Below are 944 nucleotides of genomic sequence, written 5' to 3' on the forward strand. Positions count from 1 at the left end.
TTAAGCGTACGAGAAGTCCGTGCCGGCGATACGCGGCTCATCGCTTATGTTGTATGGAAGAATAGCCCGATTAGTCTCAGTGAACTTCGTGAGCACCTGCGACAGCAATTGCCCCCTTACATGGTGCCGCAGCACCTTGAAGCACTCGGGGAGTTACCACGCACCCTTAACAACAAGCTTGATCGAAAAGTCCTGCAAAGCTGGAACCTAACTCAAATGTCTGCCGGTGAATCGCGTCAAGGCCCCGAGACAAGCACAGAAAAGTGGTTAGCTCTCTGCTGGGGAGAAGTATGCGGGAACCATGATATTAACAAATACGATAATTTCTTTGATATCGGCGGCCATTCATTACTTTCCATTCAAGTTATTCATAAAGTGCAAGCGCATTTTAACGTTGAACTGAAGCCTCGAGACTTACTACTGGAAAGCTTACATCAACTAGCTGAGCTAATAGATCAGACCACAAAAACAGCCGCTACAGAAAGCTCAGCGGCTAAAGGTCTTTCTGACGAAACCAATAAAACAGAGCTACATTCTCCCGCAACGCAAACAATCCACCCAGTATTCTTCGGTGATAGTAAATTACCTCTTTACGGCGTAATACATGAGCCTGGTGCGGGCGCTTATCGTAGCAAAGCAATATTATTCAGCTCTCCGATCGGACATGAGTATTTTCGCAACTATCGAATGACCCAGCTACTTGCCACTAGCCTCGCTAAACAAGGCTTTTATTGCATGCGTTTTGACTACCACGGCGTGGGTGACTCCACTGGTGAGTTTTCTACTCAAAGTATCGAAGAATGGCAACAAGACCTTATCAAAGCATATGAGGAGCTAAAAGCCCGAGCAGGCGTTGAGCAGGTGGTCTGTGTCGCCTCACGTTTAGGCGCCTCAATTGCTACATTAGCCAATACAAAGTGCCAGTTTAATGAGCTAGTCCTTTG

At 46.9% G+C, this 944-nt stretch carries 1 protein-coding gene; it reads left to right on the top strand.

Annotated features, from left to right (window positions below):
* Positions 1–944, top strand: a 944-nt coding sequence (locus A3763_RS24730) for a phosphopantetheine-binding protein (RefSeq protein WP_156495317.1), incomplete at both ends; no start/stop codon positions are given.

The sequence above is a fragment of the Oleiphilus sp. HI0128 genome, from assembly GCF_001635365.1.